The following is a 17,214-nucleotide window of genomic DNA, read 5'->3' on the forward strand; positions in this document are numbered from 1 at the left end:
CATGACTGATTCCCCCGAGCGCGACGAACGCCATCTGGCGCGCATGCAGCGCAAGAAAGCCGTGATCGACGAACGCATCGCCAACTCGCCCGACGAGTGCGGCCTGGTGCTGGTGCTGACCGGCAATGGCAAAGGCAAGAGCAGCTCGGCGTTCGGCATGCTCGCCCGTGCCATGGGCCACGGCATGCAGTGTGGCGTGGTGCAGTTCATCAAGGGCCGCAACAGCACTGGCGAAGAATTGTTTTTCCGCCGCTTCCCCGAGCAGGTGCGTTTCCACGTCATGGGCGAGGGCTTCACTTGGGAAACCCAGGACCGTCAGCGCGACATCGCCGCTGCGACCGCCGCCTGGGAAGTATCCCGCGAACTGCTGCGCGACCCGGCGATTGGGCTGGTGGTGCTCGATGAGTTGAACATCGCCCTCAAGCACGGCTACCTCGATCTCGATCAGGTGCTCAGCGATTTGCAGGCGCGCCCGCCGATGCAGCATGTGATCGTCACTGGTCGCGGCGCCAAGCCGGAAATGATCGAAATGGGCGACACGGTCACCGAAATGGGCATGCTCAAGCACGCCTTCCAGGCCGGGATCAAAGCGCAGAAAGGCGTCGAACTTTGAAGCAACCACGCCACTGCCCGGCGGTGCTCATCGCCGCGCCGGCCTCCGGTCAGGGCAAGACCACCGTTACTGCGGCGCTCGCCCGTTTGCATCGCAATCAGGGGCGCAAGGTCCGCGTGTTCAAATGCGGTCCGGACTTTCTCGACCCGATGATTCTCGAGCGCGCCAGCGGTGCGCCGGTCTATCAATTGGACATGTGGATGGTCGGCGAGCAGGAAAGTCGCCGGCTGTTGTGGGAAGCAGCTGCCGAGGCCGATCTGATTCTGATCGAAGGCGTGATGGGCCTGTTCGACGGCACGCCATCCAGCGCTGACCTGGCGCGCCACTTCGGTGTGCCGGTGCTCGGCGTGATCGACGGCACCGCCATGGCGCAGACCTTTGGCGCCTTGGCGCTGGGCCTGGCGAAGTATCAGCCGGACTTGCCATTCGCTGGCGTGCTGGCCAACCGCGTCGGCACCTTGCGCCACGCACAATTGCTCGAAGGCAGCCTCACCGAAGGTTTGCGCTGGTACGGCGCGCTGTCCCGCGAGACCGGCATCGAATTGCCGAGCCGCCACCTCGGTCTGGTCCAGGCCAGCGAATTGTATGATCTGGACCTGCGCCTCGACGCGGCCGCCGATGCGCTGGCCAGCAGTTGCGAAGTCGCGCTGCCGCCAGCCGTAGAATTCGCCGCGCCTGACATCATCGAAGCCGAGCCTCTATTAAAAGGTGTGCGCATCGCCGTTGCCCGCGATGAAGCGTTCGCCTTCACCTATGGCGCCAGCCTCGATCTGCTGCGGGCGATGGGCGCCGAGCTGCAGTTCTTCTCGCCGATCCGCGACACGCAATTGCCCGAGGCGGACAGCCTGTATCTGCCGGGCGGTTATCCGGAGTTGCATCACGTCGCGCTGGCGCAAAATTCCTCGATGCTTGCAGCGATCCGTGCGCACCATGCGGCGGGCAAGCCGTTGCTCGCTGAATGTGGCGGGATGCTTTATCTGCTTGATTCGCTGACTGATGTCGAAGGCACTCGCGCGGAATTGGTCGGGTTGCTCAAGGGCGATGCGGTGATGCAGAAGCGTCTCGCGGCGTTGGCGTTGCAAGCGGTCGAGCTACCGGAAGGTTCTTTGCGTGGGCACACGTATCATCATTCGCTGACCACAACCGAGCTGACGCCGATTGCCCGGGGCTTGAGCCCTAATGGCGGGCGTGGCGCCGAGGCGGTTTACCGGGAAGGGCGGATGACGGCTTCTTATGTGCACTTTTATTTTCCGTCGAATCCGACTGCGATGGCCGCATTGTTTGCGCCAGATCGTGAGGTCGCCTTCGCGAGCAGGCTCGCTCCCACATTGAATGGTGAGCTTCCTGAAGAAATGAGATCCCCTGTGGGAGCGAGCCTGCTCGCGAAAGGGCCATGACCGACAACACATTCTCCGAAGCCGAACGCGCAGCGGTTTACAAGGCCATCGCCGAGCGCCGCGACATGCGCCACTTCACTGGCGGCAGCGTCGAGCCGCAGCTGCTGCGACGTTTATTGGAAGCCGCCCATCAAGCGCCAAGTGTCGGCCTGATGCAGCCCTGGCGCTTCATCCGCATCAGCGATCGCGTTTTGCGCGGGCAGATCCGCGATCTTGTCGAAGAAGAACGCATCCGCACCGCCGAAGCCCTCGGCGAGCGCAGCGATGAGTTCATGCAGCTCAAGGTCGAAGGCATCAACGACTGCGCCGAAGTGCTGGTCGCGGCGCTGATGGACGATCGCGAAAAACACATCTTCGGTCGGCGCACGTTGCCGGAAATGGACATGGCCTCGTTGTCCTGCGCGATCCAGAATCTGTGGCTGGCGTCCCGTGCCGAAGGCCTGGGCATGGGCTGGGTCTCGCTGTTCGAGCCGCAGGCCCTGGCGGATTTGCTCAAGTTGCCGGCCGGTGCCAAGCCGCTGGCGGTGTTGTGTCTGGGGCCGGTCAAGGAATTCTATCCAGCGCCGATGCTGGTGCTCGAAGGCTGGGCGCAAGCGCGGCCGCTGACCGAGTTGCTGTATGAAAATTATTGGGGAGTGAGTCAATGAGTGTGGCGTTGCTGAGTGTCGCTGCGGTGGCGCTGGATGCGCTGCTCGGTGAACCGAAACGCTGGCATCCGCTGGTGGCGTTCGGCAATTTTGCCGGGCGCATCGAGCAACGCTTCAACGCCGGCGGTCGTGGCTGGCGCAGCCATGGTGTGACCGCTTGGGTGCTCGCGGTGCTGCCGCTGACCTTGCTCGCCACGGCATTTTCCTGGGCGCCCTACGTAGGCTGGATCGTCGAGATTCTCGCGTTGTATTGCGCCCTCGGCATGCGCAGCCTCGGCGAGCATGTCGCGCCGGTCGCGGCGGCGTTGCGCGCCGATGACCTGGACGAGGCGCGCAAGCGCGTCGGCTATCTGGTCAGCCGCCAGACCGATGAGCTCGACAGCACTGCCGTAGCCCGTGCGGCCACTGAGTCAGTGCTGGAAAACGGCAGCGATGCGGTGTTCGCTGCGCTGTTCTGGTTTGTCGTCGCCGGTGCCCCGGGCGTGGTCCTCTATCGCTTGAGCAATACGCTGGATGCGATGTGGGGTTATCGCAACGAACGCTTCGAACGTTTCGGCTGGGCAGCGGCGAAAATCGACGACGTGTTGAACTACATTCCTGCGCGTCTGGTGGCATTGACCTACGCGCTGCTCGGCAAAACCCGGCTCGCGCTGAAGTGTTGGCGCACCCAGGCGGCCCAGTGGGACAGCCCCAACGCCGGCCCGGTGATGGCGGCCGGTGCCGGTGCGCTGGGCGTCGAGTTGGGTGGGCCGGCGATCTATCACGGCGAACTGCATGAGCGCCCGCAACTGGGCGAGGGCGCGCCGGCCGATGCCGATTCCATCGACCGTGGCTGGCAATTGGTCCAGCGCGGCGTATGGTTGTGGCTGCTGATGCTTTGCCTGGGGGCGGAATTTTATGCTTGAGCACGGTGGCCGGCTGCGCAAGGCTGCACTCGATTACGGGATTGCCGAGGCTGACTGGCTCGACCTGTCCAGCGGCCTCGCGCCGTGGCCGTTCCCGATTCCGGAAATTCCGCTGCGCGCCTGGGCACGCCTGCCGGAAACCGATGACGGTCTGGAACAGGCGGCCTGCGATTATTACGGCGCCGCGCAGGTGCTGCCGGTGGCCGGTTCGCAAATGGCCATCCAGTTGTTGCCGCGTTTGCGCCGGGCCGGCAAGGTCGGTGTGTTGTCGCCGTGCTATGCCGAGCATGCCGAAGCCTGGCGGCGCAGCGGTTACATCGTCCGTGAAGTGCTCGAGCAGGAAGTCGAATTCTTTCTCGACAGTCTCGATGTGCTGGTGGTGGTCAATCCGAACAATCCGACCGGCCTGAGCCTGACCCCGGTGCGCCTGCTCGACTGGCATGCGCGGCTGGCGCAACGCGGCGGCTGGCTGGTGGTCGACGAAGCGTTTATGGACAACACCCCGCAACTGAGCCTGGCGCCGTATGCGCATCAGGTCGGGCTGGTGGTGTTGCGTTCGTTCGGCAAGTTTTTCGGCCTGGCCGGGGTGCGCCTCGGCTTTGTGCTGGCCGAGCGCAAGTTGCTCAAACTGCTCGCCGAACAGGTCGGGCCGTGGGCCGTGAGCGGGCCGACTCGAGTGCTCGGTACGGCGTGCCTGCAAGACAGCGAGGGCCATACCCGTCAACGGATTCGCAGCGACGAAGCGAGCGAGCGCCTGGCGGCCATGCTGACCCGTTGCGGTTTTGCACCGCAGGGTGGCTGCGCGCTATTCCAGTGGCTGATCACCGACCACGCCGAAGCGCTGCACGAATTCCTCGCCCGGCGCGGCATTCTCCTGCGCCTGTTCAGCCACAACAGCAGTGTGCGTTTCGGCCTGCCAGCGGATGCCGCGCAAGAGCTGCGTCTCGAACAGGCTTTGCAAGCTTTCGCCAAGGACCACCCATGACCACTCTGATGGTGCAAGGCACCACGTCCGATGCTGGCAAAAGCACCTTGGTGACGGCGTTGTGCCGCTGGGCCACCCGCCAGGGCATTGCGGTGGTGCCGTTCAAGCCGCAGAACATGGCGCTCAACAGCGCAGTCACCGCTGACGGCGGCGAAATCGGCCGTGCCCAAGCGGTGCAGGCGCAAGCGGCCTTTCTCGAACCGCACACCGATATGAACCCGGTGCTGCTCAAGCCCAACAGCGACACCGGCGCACAGGTGATCATTCATGGCCGCGCGGTGACGACGATGAACGCCGTTGCCTATCACGATTACAAAGCCATCGCGATGCAAGCGGTGCTCGCTTCCCACGCGCGGCTCTGCGCAACGTATCCGCTGGTGATGGTCGAAGGCGCCGGTTCCCCAGCGGAGATCAATCTGCGCGCCGGCGACATTGCCAACATGGGCTTTGCCGAGGCAGTGGATTGCCCGGTTTTACTGATCGCCGACATCAATCGCGGCGGCGTATTTGCGCATTTGGTCGGCACGCTGGAATTGCTTTCGCCGAGCGAACAGGCGCGGGTCAAAGGCTTCATCATCAACCGCTTTCGCGGCGACATCGCCTTGCTGCAACCGGGCCTCGACTGGCTCGAACAGCGCACCGGCAAACCGGTGGTCGGCGTGTTGCCCTACGTCATGGACCTGCACCTTGAGGCCGAGGACGGCATCGACCAACGCCAAACCGACAAGGCCGAGCAGGTGTTGAAAGTGGTGGTGCCGGTGCTGCCGCGCATCAGCAATCACACCGACTTCGACCCGCTGCGTCTGCACCCGCAGGTCGATCTGCAATTCGTCGGCCCGGGACAGGCGATTCCCGCCGCCGACCTGATCATCCTGCCGGGCTCGAAAAGCGTGCGCAGTGATCTGGTTTATCTGCGCGCCAACGGTTGGGACACGGCGATCAATCGGCATCTGCGCTACGGCGGCAAGGTGCTGGGGATTTGCGGCGGTCTGCAGATGCTCGGTGAACAGGTGCACGACCCGCTCGGGCTGGAAGGCGTTGCCGGCTCCAGCGCCGGTCTGGGTCTGCTGGCGTTCGAAACCCAGCTCGAAGCCGAGAAGCAACTGCGCAACGTGCGCGGGCGGCTGGCGCTGGAAAACGCCGACGTCAGCGGTTATGAAATCCATGCTGGCGTGACTACCGGGCCGGCGCTGGAAAACCCGGCGGTGCATCTGGACGACGGCCGTTGCGATGGTGCGCAAAGTGCCGATGGTCAAGTGTTCGGCACCTATCTGCATGGCTTGTTCGAACCGCCTGAGGCGAGTGCGGCGTTGCTGCGCTGGGCCGGCTTGAGTGACGTGCAAGAAGTCGATTACCACGGCTTGCGCGAACGCGATATCGAGCGGTTGGCGGATCTGGTGGAAAAGCATCTGGATACCGGGCTGTTGCGTCAGCTCTGTGGGATTTGAGTTGTCTGGACTGGCCTCTTCGCGAGCAGGCTCGCTCCCACACGGAGACGCGATCAACGGTGGTAGCGAGCCTGCTCGCGAAGGGGCCGGTTGTCTCACCACACATTTTTGGATGAACCCATGCTCCAACTGATCCTCGGCGGCGCCCGTTCCGGCAAGAGTCGTCTGGCAGAGAAACTCGCCAGCGACAGCCATCTCGCCGTGACCTACATTGCCACCAGCCAGCCGCTCGACGGCGAAATGAACCAACGCGTCGCCCATCACCGCGCGCGTCGTCCGGCCGAATGGGCGTTGATCGAAGAACCGCTGGAACTGGCCCGCGTGCTGCGCGAATCCGCCGACGCCGAGCGCTGCCTGCTGGTTGATTGCCTGACCCTGTGGCTGACCAATCTGCTGATGCTCGACGACGCCGAACGTCTCGCCGCCGAGCGTGAAGCGCTGCTTGACTGCCTGGCCGTGCTGCCGGGTGAAATCATTTTTGTCAGCAACGAGACCGGAATGGGTGTCGTGCCGCTGGGCGAATTGACTCGCCGCTACGTCGATGAAGCCGGTTGGCTGCATCAAGCTCTGGCCGAGCGTTGTCAGCGAGTGGTGCTGACTGTTGCCGGCCTGCCCCTGACTTTGAAAGGACCTGCCTTATGAGCCCGACCTGGTGGCTGAACCCGTGCCAAGCCGTGAATGCCGACATCGTTGCGCAAGCGACCGAGCGCCAGCAGCAATTGACCAAACCGGCCGGTTCGCTCGGGCGTCTTGAATCGGTGGCCGTGAGACTGGCCGGTCTGCAAGGGCAGCTAAAACCAACGCTCGATCAAATCTGGATCGCGATTTTCGCTGGCGATCATGGTGTGGTGGCGGAGGGTGTTTCGGCTTATCCGCAGGAAGTCACCGGGCAGATGCTGCTCAATTTCGTCAGCGGTGGCGCGGCGATCAGCGTGCTGGCGCGTCAGCTCGGCGCGCAACTGGAAGTGATCGATCTGGGCACAGTGAATCCGACGCTGAATCTGCCCGGCGTGCGCCATATGAACATTGGCCCGGGCACGGCGAATTTCGTGGCGGGCGCAGCGATGACTCAGGCTCAGGGCGAACTGGCCTTGCAGGCGGGTCGCGACAGCGTGTTGCGCGCGAAAGCCGCCGGGGCGCGGTTGTTCATCGGTGGCGAGATGGGCATCGGCAACACCACGGCGGCGAGTGCGCTGGCCTGCGCCTTGCTCGACTGCCCGGTGGCGCACCTGACCGGTCCCGGCACCGGACTGAATGCCGCTGGCGTCAGCCACAAGGCGCAAGTTATCGAGCGCGCGCTGGCGCTGCATGCCGCGCAGCGCGGCGATGCCTTGCAGACGCTGTTCAATCTCGGCGGCTTCGAGATTGCCGCGTTGGTCGGCGCCTATCTGGCCTGCGCGCAGGAAGGCATCGCGGTGCTGGTCGACGGTTTTATCTGCACGGTCGCGGCGCTGGTCGCGGTGCGCTTGAATCCGGCGTGTCGCGAGTGGCTGTTGTTCGGCCATCGCGGCGCCGAGCCGGGCCATCGCCATGTCCTGGAAACCCTGAGCGCCGAGCCATTGCTGGAACTCGGCCTGCGCCTGGGCGAGGGCAGCGGCGCGGCGTTGGCGGTGCCATTGTTGCGCCTGGCCTGTGACCTGCACGGGCAAATGGCGACGTTCGCCGAAGCGGCCGTGGCGGATCGCCCGGCATGAGCCTGCGCCTGGACCTGCTGCGCCACGGCGAGACGGAACTGGGTGGTGGCTTGCGCGGCAGCCTCGACGACGCACTGACCGAAAACGGCTGGGTGCAGATGCGTGCGGCGGTGGTCGAAGGCGGGCCTTGGGATCGCATTGTCAGCTCGCCATTGCAGCGCTGCGCGCGGTTTGCTGCTGAACTCGGCGAGCAATTGAACCTGTCCGTACATCTGGACAAGGACCTGCAGGAACTGCATTTCGGCGCGTGGGAAGGGCAGAGCGCCGCGGCGTTGATGGAAACGGATGCCGAAGCGTTGGGGCTGTTCTGGGCCGATCCCTATGGCTTCACGCCGCCGCACGGTGAGCCGGTCAGCGCGTTTTCTGCGCGGGTGCTGGCGGCGGTCGGACGGTTACAGGCGGCTTACGCCGGTGAACGGATTCTGCTGGTCAGCCACGGCGGCGTGATGCGGTTGTTGCTCGCGCAGGCTCGAGGTCTGCCGCGCGAACAGTTGCTCAATGTCGAAGTCGGCCACGGCGCGCTGTTTGCGCTGACGGTCGAGGCTGATGGCGCGCTCAAGGAAGGTCACTGACATGTTGCCGCTGTGGATCGCCTTGCAGTTTCTCAGCAGCCTGCCGATTCGTCTGCCAGGCATGCCCGAGCCGCAACAGCTCGGTCGTTCGTTGCTGTTCTATCCGCTGGTGGGATTGTTGTTCGGGCTGATCCTGTGGGCGTTGAATCTGCTTTTCGCCGGCGCGCCGCTGGTGTTGCATGCGGCGCTGGTGCTCAGCGTGTGGGTATTGCTCAGCGGCGCGCTGCATCTCGATGGCCTGGCCGACAGCGCCGATGCCTGGCTCGGCGGTTTCGGCGATCGCGAGCGTACGCTTACGATCATGAAAGATCCACGCAGCGGTCCGATTGCGGTGGTCACGCTGGTGTTGGTGTTGTTGCTCAAATTTGCCGCGCTGCTGGCGCTTATCGAGCAGGGACATGCCCTGGCGCTGATCATCGTGCCGGTGCTCGGGCGGGCGGCGCTGCTGGGATTGTTTCTGACCACGCCGTATGTGCGTAAGGGTGGATTGGGCCAGGCACTGGCCGATCATCTGCCAAGTAAGGCGGGGTGGTGGGTGCTGGGGCTGAGTGCGCTGGGCGGCGTGTTTATCGCGGGTATCGGCGCGGTGCTGATTTCGCTGGTCGGGTTTGTCTGGCTGCGGCGGCTGATGATGCGGCGGTTGGGTGGGACTACCGGGGACACGGCGGGGGCGATGCTGGAATTGCTGGAGATGGCGCTGTTGGTGGGGCTGGTTCTGGTCTGAAGGATTAGCGATGGCCTGACCGGCCCTATCGCTGGCAAGCCAGCTCCCACAGGGGTCTGTGGCCGTACGGGAAATTTGCAACATTCCCAATACCTGTGGGAGCTGGCTTGCCAGCGATGGCGGCCTCACCGGCAACAATGATGTCCGGAATAAATTAATCTGTAACTTGATTTAACACATTAGCGGGTATATACACGCATCATGCTTCCTTCTCAGTGTTTGTGCACCAACCTGCGTCGCGCCGCGCGTGGCGTCAGCAGGCATTACGACGGCGCTCTCGATGGCTTCGGGATCAACGTTGCCCAGTATTCTCTGCTGTGCAATCTGCAGCGGCTGGAGCAACCGAGCATTTCCGAACTGGCCGAGGCCATGGGCCTGGATCGCAGCACTCTCGGGCGCAATCTACGTGTGCTGGAGGGCGAACGTCTGGTGACGCTGGCCGAAGGCGAAGACATGCGCAACCGCATCGTGCGCCTCACCGAAACCGGTGTGCAGCGCTTGGCGGCGGCATTGCCAGCGTGGGAGGCGGCGCAACAGCGGCTGATCGACCGCATCGGTGCCGAGAAGCGCGAAATCTTGCTCAAACTGCTCGACGAACTGGCCTGACGCCGGGTTTTTCGCGCTCAAGCGGGTATATACCCGCGACTGGAGAATAACAATGACATCGATGTGGCGGACGTGCGGTTGGGTGTTGCTGGGGAGTGCGCTGATCCTGGCGTTGTCATTGGGCGTTCGTCACGGGTTTGGCCTGTTCCTGTCGCCGATGAGCGCGCAGTTTGGCTGGGGGCGCGAGGTATTTGCTTTCGCCATCGCCCTGCAAAACCTGATCTGGGGCCTGGCGCAACCGTTCACTGGTGCGCTGGCCGACCGCTTCGGCGCGGCGAAAGTGGTGCTGGTCGGCGGCGTTCTGTACGCGTTGGGGCTGGTGTTTATGGGCTTGGCTGATTCGCCTCTGAGCCTGTCGCTGAGCGCTGGTCTGTTGATCGGTATCGGTTTGTCCGGCACCTCGTTCTCGGTGATCCTCGGCGTGGTCGGTCGCGCCGTGCCGGCCGACAAACGCAGCATGGGCATGGGCATTGCCAGCGCTGCCGGTTCGTTCGGGCAGTTCGCCATGTTGCCGGGCACCCTCGGGTTGATCGGCTGGCTTGGCTGGTCGGCTGCATTGCTGGTGCTGGGCCTGTTGGTGGCGATGATCGTGCCGCTGGTGAGCATGCTCAAGGACAAACCGCTACCGGTACTCGGCCACGAGCAATCCCTTGGCGAAGCACTTCGCGAGGCCTGCTCGCATTCCGGGTTCTGGCTGCTGGCCTTCGGCTTTTTCGTCTGCGGTTTCCAGGTGGTGTTCATTGGCGTGCACCTGCCGGCGTATCTGGTCGATCAGCATCTGCCGGCGACAGTCGGCACTACGGTGCTGGCATTGATCGGGCTGTTCAACATTTTCGGCACTTACACCGCTGGCTGGCTTGGTGGACGCATGTCCAAACCGCGACTGCTGACGGCGTTGTATCTGCTGCGCGCGGTGGTGATCGTGCTGTTCCTGTGGTTGCCGGTGACGACCACGTCGGCGTACCTGTTCGGCATGGCCATGGGCTTCCTGTGGCTGTCGACGGTGCCCTTGACCAACGGTACGGTGGCGACCTTGTTCGGCGTGCGCAATTTGTCCATGCTCGGTGGCATCGTCTTTCTGTTCCATCAGCTCGGCTCGTTTCTTGGCGGCTGGCTGGGCGGGGTGGTGTATGACCGTACCGGGAGTTATGACTTGATCTGGCAAGTGGCAGTTCTCTTGAGCCTGCTGGCGGCGGCGTTGAACTGGCCGGTGCGCGAGCGTCCAGTCGCGCGCCTGCAAGCCGCGGCGAGCGCAGCATGAGCCGGATCTGCACGCGATTGGCCATTGTCGCACTGGCTGCGGCGCTGCTGGCGCTGGTGTGGTGGGGCTGGCAGCGCGGCGGTCTGGCGCTGATGCAATTGGGCATGAGCATTTGCTAGATGGCAGCGTGGCGAGTAACGTCGAAACCTGATGACTGCCCAAGGAAGTTCGACATGTTGATGCGCTGGTGTGCTGTTCCCGCGTTGCTGATGACGTTGACTGGCCTGGCCCAGGCCACTGAATGTCCTGAGCTGCTGCAAGGCTCGCTGCCCAAGCTGCGCGCCAATGAATCCATCGATCTGTGCAAGCAGTACGCCGACAAGCCGCTGGTGGTGGTCAATACCGCCAGCTTCTGCGGTTTCGCCCCGCAGTTCGAAGGACTTGAAGCGTTGAACAAACGCTACAAGGCGCAAGGGCTGGAAATGCTCGGCGTGCCGTCAAATGACTTCAAGCAAGAGTCCAAGGACAGCGCGGAAACCGCCAAGGTCTGCTATGCCAACTATGGTGTGACGTTCAACATGACCGAACCGCAGAAGGTTCGTGGTGATGACGCCACGCATCTGTTCCAGGTGCTGGCGGCGCAGAGCAATGCGCCGAAGTGGAATTTCTACAAGTATGTGGTGGACCGGCAGGGCAAGGTCGTGGCGAGTTTTTCCAGTTTGACCAAACCGGATGATCCGGAGTTTATTGCGGCGATCGAAAAGGCAATTGCCTCGAAACCGCTAAAGCCCTGAAGCCTTGTGATGGCCCTGTAGGAGCTGACGAGTGCAACGAGGCTGCGATCTTTTGATCCTGGGATTTCAAGATGAAAAGATCGCAGCCTCGTTGCACTCGTCAGCTCCTACCGGTTTGTTCGATGTCCAGACATGAAAAAGCCCCGCCTCTGCAAAGAGAGCGGGGCTTTTTCGTGGGCGAGGATTGCGCCTCGCCAAGGTGCATCAGAAGCGGTAAGTCGCGCCGACACCGAAGCCGTTTGCCGAGTTTTCATACTTGGCATCGTAGGTCTGGCCACGAGCATTTTCGTTGCGGATCTTGACCGACTCTTCTTTCAGGTACGAGTACGCCACGTCGATGGTCAGGTCGTCGGTCGGGCTCCAGCCGGCACCGATGCTGAAGATGGTGCGGTCGCCAGTCGGGATGCGTGGCGAGCGGTCTTCGTTGTTAGTCGGCGACTGGTCGAAGGTCAGACCGGTACGCAGCACCCATTCCTTGTTCAACTGGTACGAGGTACCCACGGCGTAGGCCCAGGAGTCATGCCAGTTCTGGTCTTCGTTGATCGAACCGAACTGACCGGCCAGCAGAGGCTGCACGCCGGAGTTCTTCACGGTGATCTTGTCCAGCTGGCTCCAGCGGGTCCAGGTGGTACCGGCGTAGACGTTCCAGCGATCGTTGATCGCCTGGGTGACCGACAGGTCCACGGATTCCGGCGTGGTGATCTTCAGCGAAGCGTCGTACTTCTGATTCGCGCCCACGCCCACGAGCGCCAGTGCGCCGTAGTTGACCTTGGTGTTGCCTTCGAGTTTGTAATCGACCTTGGAGTGATAGGTCAGGCCCAGGCGGGTGGTGTCGGTGGCCTGGACCAGCAAGCCGACGTTGTAGCCCAGCGCGGTGTCGTCACCCTTGATCTTGACCTTGCCGTCCGGCAGCGCCTGGGTGATGGACAGATTGGATTCCAGCGAGCCGTCGATGCGGTTGATGGTCGGGCCGAAACCGATCGATACCTTGTCATTGAAGGCGTAGCTGACGGTTGGCTGGAAGGTGATGACTTGCACTTCGGACTTGCTGCCGAAGTAACGGCCGGCGAAGCCGTTTTCATAATCCGTGATCAGACCGAACGGCACATACACACCGAGACCGAACGCCCAGTGGTCATCGATCGGTTTTACATAGAAGCCCATAGGAACAGCGGTGAAGGGCACCATGTCGCCTTTGTTGCTACCGCCGTTAGGGCTGGAGCTGGCGTTGCTGATATCGGTGTGTGCATCGACAACGGCGACGCCGCCGGTGACTTGCTCGCGCTTGATGCGCGCCATGCCGGCCGGGTTGCCATAGACAGTGCTTGCGTCGTCGGCAGAAGAAGATCGCCCGGCAAAACCAGTCCCCATGCCACTGATGCTTTGTTCGTTGAGGGCAAAACCTGCCGCGAAGATCTGCGTGGAGGCAAGGGTAACGGCGAGGCTAAGGGTGGTTTTGAGCATGACTTTTTTCATTATTAGAACTCCTGGTGATCACCGGGGCGAAAATTACCAACATTTTCGTCCCAGCGCTATAGCCCGTATGCCTTGAGTTAGAGCGGTTTTGTAGGACAATCCGACCAGAATGGCGGCCTGATGCGAGAACTTGTGAAACCGCACGGTCAGCAAGCGACCTGATTCAGCGGTGAAACACAGGTTTGCCAGGCATACGTGAAGTCGCGCAAACGGCCTTGCGGTTGAAAGGTCTGCCGCCAGATGCGCGCCATGCCGAGCAGGTCGGTCGGAGCGGGGAGGGTGGGGTTCTGTTCTTCCACCAGCAGCCAGGCGATGGCAGTGGCGTAACGCAGGTTGACGGTCAGTTCCAGGTGCGGGCCACTGAGGAACGCATGCTGGCTGGCGAGGCCGCGCACCAGGCTGGCGCGCTCCGGATCCAGCGCCAGATAATCATCCCACAGCGCCTGATGCCGATGTTCGGCGATCCGGTAGAGGCCGTGGCCACGGCGGTCATGCAGAGCAGACCCGAGGGCGGACTGGCTGGCGGCGATACCCAGAAGCAGGGATTCGGCAGTTGCGCAGTGGCGTCCCAGATAGATCAATGTGGGGCGGATCACATAGCGGCACAGTTCGCTGGCAGCGATACCCATAACACCCTCGTTTCTTGTTGTTGAGGGCGAGTCCTGAAGGGGCTTTGGCAGCAGTGGATCGAATCAGGCTCGCCGCAAGCGGGTCAAACCGCTTGAGTTGAAGTGTAGTGTCATATTCAGCGTGTAAAGGCCTGTTTTTAAAATATTTCCGCTATCGCATCCCGAGCGTTAGATCGGAACATGCTTAGCAGCGCAGCGCTAACAGTGAAATATCAGGCAATAAAAAGCCCCGCTTTTCAGCAGGGCTTTGCTTTTGCAGCCTGGTCGGCTTTCAGGCAACCAGTGCCTGACGGGTACGCTCGATCACGGCCTGCAGCGGTTCTGCGCTGGAGTATTGATCGGGGTACAAACGCTCGCTGTGACGAGCGATGCCGTGTTCATTGACCACGGTGAAGCTGAAGCAGCCTTTGCGAGCGGCCATGATCAGGCAGTTCATTGGAGCAAAAGCGTTGGTTAGGGTGCGAATGGCATCCTGAGTCTGGATTTGAGTAGACATAGTTATTAGGTGTTCCTACAAATGACACGGATAAGAACCGTGCAACGTTAAAACGTTCCAGTAACGTTGATCACCATTGATCGAACGAAGAACCCGACTGGAACAAAGCAGCCAGTTTGAAGCGCTGATAAATGAGCGCGCTTGGGCTGGCAGGTAGGTACTTAGGAGGACAGGCATCACAGCGAGGGCAAAGGTTCTGGGCCCGGGGTGAAGATCCTGATCAATTTGCAGGTTGGTTCGGTCAGAGTAAGTGTTCTTCGCAACGCCCTTTGCTTTCATTCAAAGGCAGCGTCGTCGCAAGATTTACCTGGAAACCATCGAGGGGTCGGTCCCGCTTTTTTCGGATATTTCTTCCTGTTGGAAGGTTGACCGTGGGAGATGTTCGACCGGAATTGACTTTCAGCTTGGTACTAACGCCGCGGATAGTAACGGATCCATCGAGACGAAGCAAACCCCGCAATGAAAAAAAGCCTGAAGGGACGTGGCTGCAGGTGACCATCCGTCGGAGCGCGGGCTTTCTCGCAAAGACGCTTGGCCTCTTCCGCTGCATAAAACGACCCGAAAAAGCGCACGCATATAACCGTCTCACAGGTACTTGTGCACATTAGTTGCGCAGAGCGTAACGCAACTGTCACATCGATCCTGACTCCAGTCGCTGCCTGTATCAAAAGTTTAAGTCAATGAAAAATATCGCCTTTTTTTGTTGGTGAAAAAATCGTCAGTTTGACTGCGAGCCCCATTCCATAAGGCTTTGCGAGGATCGGAGAGCGGTTGTCCACTGACTTATCCACAGCTTCTGTGGATTGTCCCTAGCGCTTGCTCTAGGACGGGCGTGCCGGGTTTTTTTCGACTTTACCTGTAAGAAAAAGAGAGTAAAGTGGCGCGCCTTCCGATCTGTCCCGCAGTGCTTTATGAAGTTTCGCTCAGTATCAGACTCTGTTACCCCAAACCCGACTCCTGTTACTCCGCCCAAGCGCTTCTCCGTCCGCGTGGCTGAATGGTTGCTCGATGCCCCGCGCCTGAGCGACAGCCCCAGCGCCAAGCACCTTGCCGGGCGCCTGCTCAAGCAACCGGCCCGGGAGGGCGTGGTCGCCGCACAGAGTCGTCTCGGCCAATTGATTTGCCGGGAGTGCGGCAATGCCCGTGACCGGCGTATCGGTCAGGAGCTGTTGCGTCAGGCCGCCCGCGCCGGTGACCGACGCGCGCAGCAGGAACTCGGTCTGATCGAAGACTGAGCTGTCCAAGCCCTGACACCTTGGTTAACCTTCAGGCTTTATTCGATTGGCAGGAGTCGCTATGGCTATGGACTTGACCAGCTTATTGCTCGGTCTTGCAGCAGCAGGGGTGCCGCTGCTGGCGCTGGCCTGGCAACTGCAACGCCGGGCCAGCAGCGCCCAGGCCGATCAGGCCTTGCTCGAGGAGCGCCTGGCCATGGCGCAAATGGCTCAGGACGGCCTCACCGCGCAACTTGAAGCCAGCCGTGATGAGATCGCCGATCTCGGTCAGGCCAACGCCGCCAAGCAGGCAGACCTCGCTGCCCTGCGCCGCGAAGTCGAGTTGTTGCAGATCGAGCGCGACGACGCTCGCGATGCCTCCCACGCCTGGAATCTCGAACGCGCCAACAAGGACGCCGAGTTGCGCCGTCTCGACGCCCAGGCTGCCTCGTTGAGCGCCGAGTTGCGCGAGCAACAGGAAAGCCATCAACAACGCCTCGACGACCTGCAAGGCTCGCGGGATGAATTGCGTGCGCAATTCGCCGAGCTGGCGGGCAAGATCTTCGATGAGCGGGAGCAGCGTTTCGCGGAAACCAGCCAGCAACGCCTCGGCCAGTTGCTCGACCCGTTGAAAGAGCGCATCCAGTCCTTCGAAAAACGCGTGGAGGAGAGCTATCAGGCCGAAGCCCGCGAGCGTTTCTCGCTGGCCAAGGAACTCGAGCGTTTACAGGCGTTGAATCTGCGGCTGAGCGACGAAGCGACCAACCTGACCCGCGCGCTCAAGGGCCAGAAAACCCAAGGTAACTGGGGCGAGCTGATTCTCGAGCGCGTTCTCGAGCACGCAGGTCTGGAAAAGGGTCGCGAGTACCAGACCCAAGTCAATCTCAAAGGCCCGGACGGTGAGCGCTTCCAGCCCGATGTGATCATTTATCTGCCCGGCGACAAGCAGGTGGTGGTCGACTCAAAAGTCAGCCTCACGGCCTATCAACAATATGTTGCGGCTGATGACGACACCCTCGGTCAGATCGCGATCAAGCAGCACGTATTGTCGTTGCGCAATCATGTCAAAGGCTTGGCCGGCAAGGATTACAAACGCCTGGAAGGCTTGCACAGTCTTGATTTCGTTTTGTTGTTCGTGCCGATCGAGGCGGCGTTTTCTGCTGCGTTGCAGGCTGAGCCGTCGCTGTTCCAGGAAGCCTTTGACCGCAACATCGTGATCGTCAGCCCGACCACACTGTTGGCCACATTGCGAGTGATCGACAGTCTGTGGAAGCAGGAACGGCAGAGTCAGAACGCCCGGGAGATCGCCGAGCGCGCGGGTTGGCTGTACGACAAGTTCGTGTTGTTTATTCAGGATCTGGACGAAGTGGGCAATCGTTTGCAGCAATTGGACAAGGCTTACAGTTCGGCGCGTAACAAGCTGACAGAAGGGCGCGGCAATCTGGTCAGCCGCAGTGAGCAATTGAAGTTGCTCGGTGCGCGGGCGAGCAAGAGTTTGCCGGCGGATTTGCTCGAGCGGGCGATGACTGATGCGGATGGGTTGGTTGAGTTGCCTGAATAAGAGGTCGTTTTTTTGGGGTGATTTGGGGGCATATCCGGTGCTGCGGTGAGGGCGGCTGGCGGTTTCGCCCTTACGGCGACTTACTTTTTTACAAGCGCCTAAAAAAGTAAGCAAAAAACGCTTGCTCCTGCGTTCGGCCCTCGCAGGCTCGGGTTCCTTCGCTCCGGGACTGATCCGGGCGCAGCGGCTCCGGTTTGCTTCGCTGCACCTCCTTCCGCTGTGTCTGGCTGCGCCAGACGGTCGCTGCGCTCC

Annotated in this window: 19 protein-coding genes; 16 read left to right on the plus strand and 3 right to left on the minus strand. The window is 61.7% G+C overall.

Annotated elements, in window-relative coordinates:
- Position 1 precedes the first annotated feature (1 nt).
- From cobO to GXB78_RS26495, 14 genes are all read left to right on the plus strand, one after another.
- A complete protein-coding gene (gene cobO, locus GXB78_RS26430; RefSeq protein WP_329517630.1) occupies positions 2-613 on the plus strand; it encodes a cob(I)yrinic acid a,c-diamide adenosyltransferase in 612 nt (203 codons plus the stop codon).
- Positions 610-2,010 carry a cobyrinate a,c-diamide synthase gene (locus GXB78_RS26435; protein ID WP_329517631.1) on the plus strand — a complete coding sequence of 467 codons (1,401 nt, stop codon included), beginning with the start codon at positions 610-612 and terminating at the stop codon, positions 2,008-2,010. The genes cobO and GXB78_RS26435 overlap by 4 nt, the downstream gene beginning before the upstream one ends.
- Positions 2,007-2,657 (plus strand): 5,6-dimethylbenzimidazole synthase, encoded by a 651-nt coding sequence (bluB, locus tag GXB78_RS26440; RefSeq protein WP_329517632.1) that lies wholly within the window; start codon positions 2,007-2,009, stop codon positions 2,655-2,657. The genes GXB78_RS26435 and bluB overlap by 4 nt, the downstream gene beginning before the upstream one ends.
- Positions 2,654-3,562, plus strand: a complete 909-nt coding sequence (cbiB, locus tag GXB78_RS26445) for an adenosylcobinamide-phosphate synthase CbiB (protein WP_329517633.1) — start codon at positions 2,654-2,656, stop codon at positions 3,560-3,562. Before bluB ends, cbiB begins: the two co-directional genes overlap by 4 nt.
- Positions 3,555-4,547 carry a threonine-phosphate decarboxylase CobD gene (gene cobD, locus GXB78_RS26450; protein ID WP_329517634.1) on the plus strand — a complete coding sequence of 331 codons (993 nt, stop codon included), beginning with the start codon at positions 3,555-3,557 and terminating at the stop codon, positions 4,545-4,547. The genes cbiB and cobD overlap by 8 nt, the downstream gene beginning before the upstream one ends.
- Positions 4,544-5,995 carry a cobyric acid synthase gene (locus GXB78_RS26455; protein ID WP_329517635.1) on the plus strand — a complete coding sequence of 484 codons (1,452 nt, stop codon included), beginning with the start codon at positions 4,544-4,546 and terminating at the stop codon, positions 5,993-5,995. The genes cobD and GXB78_RS26455 overlap by 4 nt, the downstream gene beginning before the upstream one ends.
- 120 nt (positions 5,996-6,115) lie before the next feature.
- Complete coding sequence (gene cobU, locus GXB78_RS26460) at positions 6,116-6,637, plus strand: bifunctional adenosylcobinamide kinase/adenosylcobinamide-phosphate guanylyltransferase (RefSeq protein WP_329517636.1); 522 nt, start codon at positions 6,116-6,118, stop codon at positions 6,635-6,637.
- Positions 6,634-7,689 (plus strand): nicotinate-nucleotide--dimethylbenzimidazole phosphoribosyltransferase, encoded by a 1,056-nt coding sequence (gene cobT, locus GXB78_RS26465; protein WP_329517637.1) that lies wholly within the window; start codon positions 6,634-6,636, stop codon positions 7,687-7,689. Before cobU ends, cobT begins: the two co-directional genes overlap by 4 nt.
- Entirely contained in the window at positions 7,686-8,261 is a 576-nt protein-coding gene (gene cobC / locus GXB78_RS26470; RefSeq protein WP_329517638.1) for an alpha-ribazole phosphatase family protein, read from the plus strand. The genes cobT and cobC overlap by 4 nt, the downstream gene beginning before the upstream one ends.
- Before the next feature lies 1 nt (position 8,262).
- Positions 8,263-8,985 (plus strand): adenosylcobinamide-GDP ribazoletransferase, encoded by a 723-nt coding sequence (locus GXB78_RS26475; protein WP_329517639.1) that lies wholly within the window; start codon positions 8,263-8,265, stop codon positions 8,983-8,985.
- Between the two features lie 201 nt (positions 8,986-9,186).
- Complete coding sequence (locus GXB78_RS26480; RefSeq protein WP_329517640.1) at positions 9,187-9,591, plus strand: MarR family winged helix-turn-helix transcriptional regulator; 405 nt, start codon at positions 9,187-9,189, stop codon at positions 9,589-9,591.
- 52 nt (positions 9,592-9,643) lie between these two features.
- The gene (locus GXB78_RS26485) at positions 9,644-10,852 is read left to right on the plus strand and encodes an MFS transporter (protein WP_329517641.1); all 1,209 of its coding nucleotides are present in this window, start codon (positions 9,644-9,646) and stop codon (positions 10,850-10,852) included.
- The gene (locus GXB78_RS26490; protein ID WP_329517642.1) at positions 10,849-10,971 is read left to right on the plus strand and encodes a hypothetical protein; all 123 of its coding nucleotides are present in this window, start codon (positions 10,849-10,851) and stop codon (positions 10,969-10,971) included. Before GXB78_RS26485 ends, GXB78_RS26490 begins: the two co-directional genes overlap by 4 nt.
- Positions 10,972-11,025: 54 nt before the next feature.
- Positions 11,026-11,586: a glutathione peroxidase gene (locus tag GXB78_RS26495; protein WP_329517643.1), complete on the plus strand. Its 561-nt coding sequence runs from the start codon at positions 11,026-11,028 to the stop codon at positions 11,584-11,586.
- Positions 11,587-11,790: 204 nt separating this feature from the next.
- Here the strand turns inward: GXB78_RS26495 and GXB78_RS26500 are convergent, their stop codons facing one another.
- From GXB78_RS26500 to GXB78_RS26510, 3 genes are all read right to left on the minus strand, one after another.
- On the minus strand, positions 11,791-13,062 hold the full coding sequence (locus GXB78_RS26500) for an OmpP1/FadL family transporter (protein WP_329517644.1): 1,272 nt from the start codon (positions 13,060-13,062) through the stop codon (positions 11,791-11,793).
- A gap of 146 nt (positions 13,063-13,208) precedes the next feature.
- Complete coding sequence (locus GXB78_RS26505; RefSeq protein ID WP_024012180.1) at positions 13,209-13,691, minus strand: hypothetical protein; 483 nt, start codon at positions 13,689-13,691, stop codon at positions 13,209-13,211.
- Between the two features lie 271 nt (positions 13,692-13,962).
- Complete coding sequence (locus tag GXB78_RS26510; protein ID WP_016773719.1) at positions 13,963-14,187, minus strand: hypothetical protein; 225 nt, start codon at positions 14,185-14,187, stop codon at positions 13,963-13,965.
- Between the two features lie 911 nt (positions 14,188-15,098).
- On the opposite strand from GXB78_RS26510, the gene GXB78_RS26515 reads away from it, so the two are divergent.
- Both GXB78_RS26515 and rmuC read left to right on the plus strand, forming a co-directional pair.
- Positions 15,099-15,422, plus strand: coding sequence for an SEL1-like repeat protein (locus tag GXB78_RS26515; RefSeq protein WP_329517645.1), 324 nt, complete (start codon positions 15,099-15,101; stop codon positions 15,420-15,422).
- Positions 15,423-15,597: 175 nt separating this feature from the next.
- Positions 15,598-16,962, plus strand: coding sequence for a DNA recombination protein RmuC (gene rmuC, locus GXB78_RS26520; RefSeq protein ID WP_329517656.1), 1,365 nt, complete (start codon positions 15,598-15,600; stop codon positions 16,960-16,962).
- Positions 16,963-17,214: the final 252 nt, after the last annotated feature.

The organism is Pseudomonas moraviensis subsp. stanleyae (assembly GCF_036283065.1).
Classification (GTDB): domain Bacteria; phylum Pseudomonadota; class Gammaproteobacteria; order Pseudomonadales; family Pseudomonadaceae; genus Aquipseudomonas; species Aquipseudomonas stanleyae.

Bases quoted from the DNA above. Each gene is read 5' to 3' on its own strand.
- cobO (WP_329517630.1), top strand. From the start codon at position 2: ATGACTGATTCCCCCGAGCGCGACGAACGCCATCTGGCGCGCATGCAG.
- bluB (WP_329517632.1), top strand. From the start codon at position 2,007: ATGACCGACAACACATTCTCCGAAGCCGAACGCGCAGCGGTTTACAAG.
- cbiB (WP_329517633.1), top strand. From the start codon at position 2,654: ATGAGTGTGGCGTTGCTGAGTGTCGCTGCGGTGGCGCTGGATGCGCTG.
- cobD (WP_329517634.1), top strand. From the start codon at position 3,555: ATGCTTGAGCACGGTGGCCGGCTGCGCAAGGCTGCACTCGATTACGGG.
- GXB78_RS26455 (WP_329517635.1), top strand. From the start codon at position 4,544: ATGACCACTCTGATGGTGCAAGGCACCACGTCCGATGCTGGCAAAAGC.
- cobU (WP_329517636.1), top strand. From the start codon at position 6,116: ATGCTCCAACTGATCCTCGGCGGCGCCCGTTCCGGCAAGAGTCGTCTG.
- cobT (WP_329517637.1), top strand. From the start codon at position 6,634: ATGAGCCCGACCTGGTGGCTGAACCCGTGCCAAGCCGTGAATGCCGAC.
- cobC (WP_329517638.1), top strand. From the start codon at position 7,686: ATGAGCCTGCGCCTGGACCTGCTGCGCCACGGCGAGACGGAACTGGGT.
- GXB78_RS26475 (WP_329517639.1), top strand. From the start codon at position 8,263: ATGTTGCCGCTGTGGATCGCCTTGCAGTTTCTCAGCAGCCTGCCGATT.
- GXB78_RS26480 (WP_329517640.1), top strand. From the start codon at position 9,187: ATGCTTCCTTCTCAGTGTTTGTGCACCAACCTGCGTCGCGCCGCGCGT.
- GXB78_RS26485 (WP_329517641.1), top strand. From the start codon at position 9,644: ATGACATCGATGTGGCGGACGTGCGGTTGGGTGTTGCTGGGGAGTGCG.
- GXB78_RS26490 (WP_329517642.1), top strand. From the start codon at position 10,849: ATGAGCCGGATCTGCACGCGATTGGCCATTGTCGCACTGGCTGCGGCG.
- GXB78_RS26495 (WP_329517643.1), top strand. From the start codon at position 11,026: ATGTTGATGCGCTGGTGTGCTGTTCCCGCGTTGCTGATGACGTTGACT.
- GXB78_RS26500 (WP_329517644.1), bottom strand. From the start codon at position 13,062: ATGAAAAAAGTCATGCTCAAAACCACCCTTAGCCTCGCCGTTACCCTT.
- GXB78_RS26505 (WP_024012180.1), bottom strand. From the start codon at position 13,691: ATGGGTATCGCTGCCAGCGAACTGTGCCGCTATGTGATCCGCCCCACA.
- GXB78_RS26510 (WP_016773719.1), bottom strand. From the start codon at position 14,187: ATGTCTACTCAAATCCAGACTCAGGATGCCATTCGCACCCTAACCAAC.
- GXB78_RS26515 (WP_329517645.1), top strand. From the start codon at position 15,099: ATGAAGTTTCGCTCAGTATCAGACTCTGTTACCCCAAACCCGACTCCT.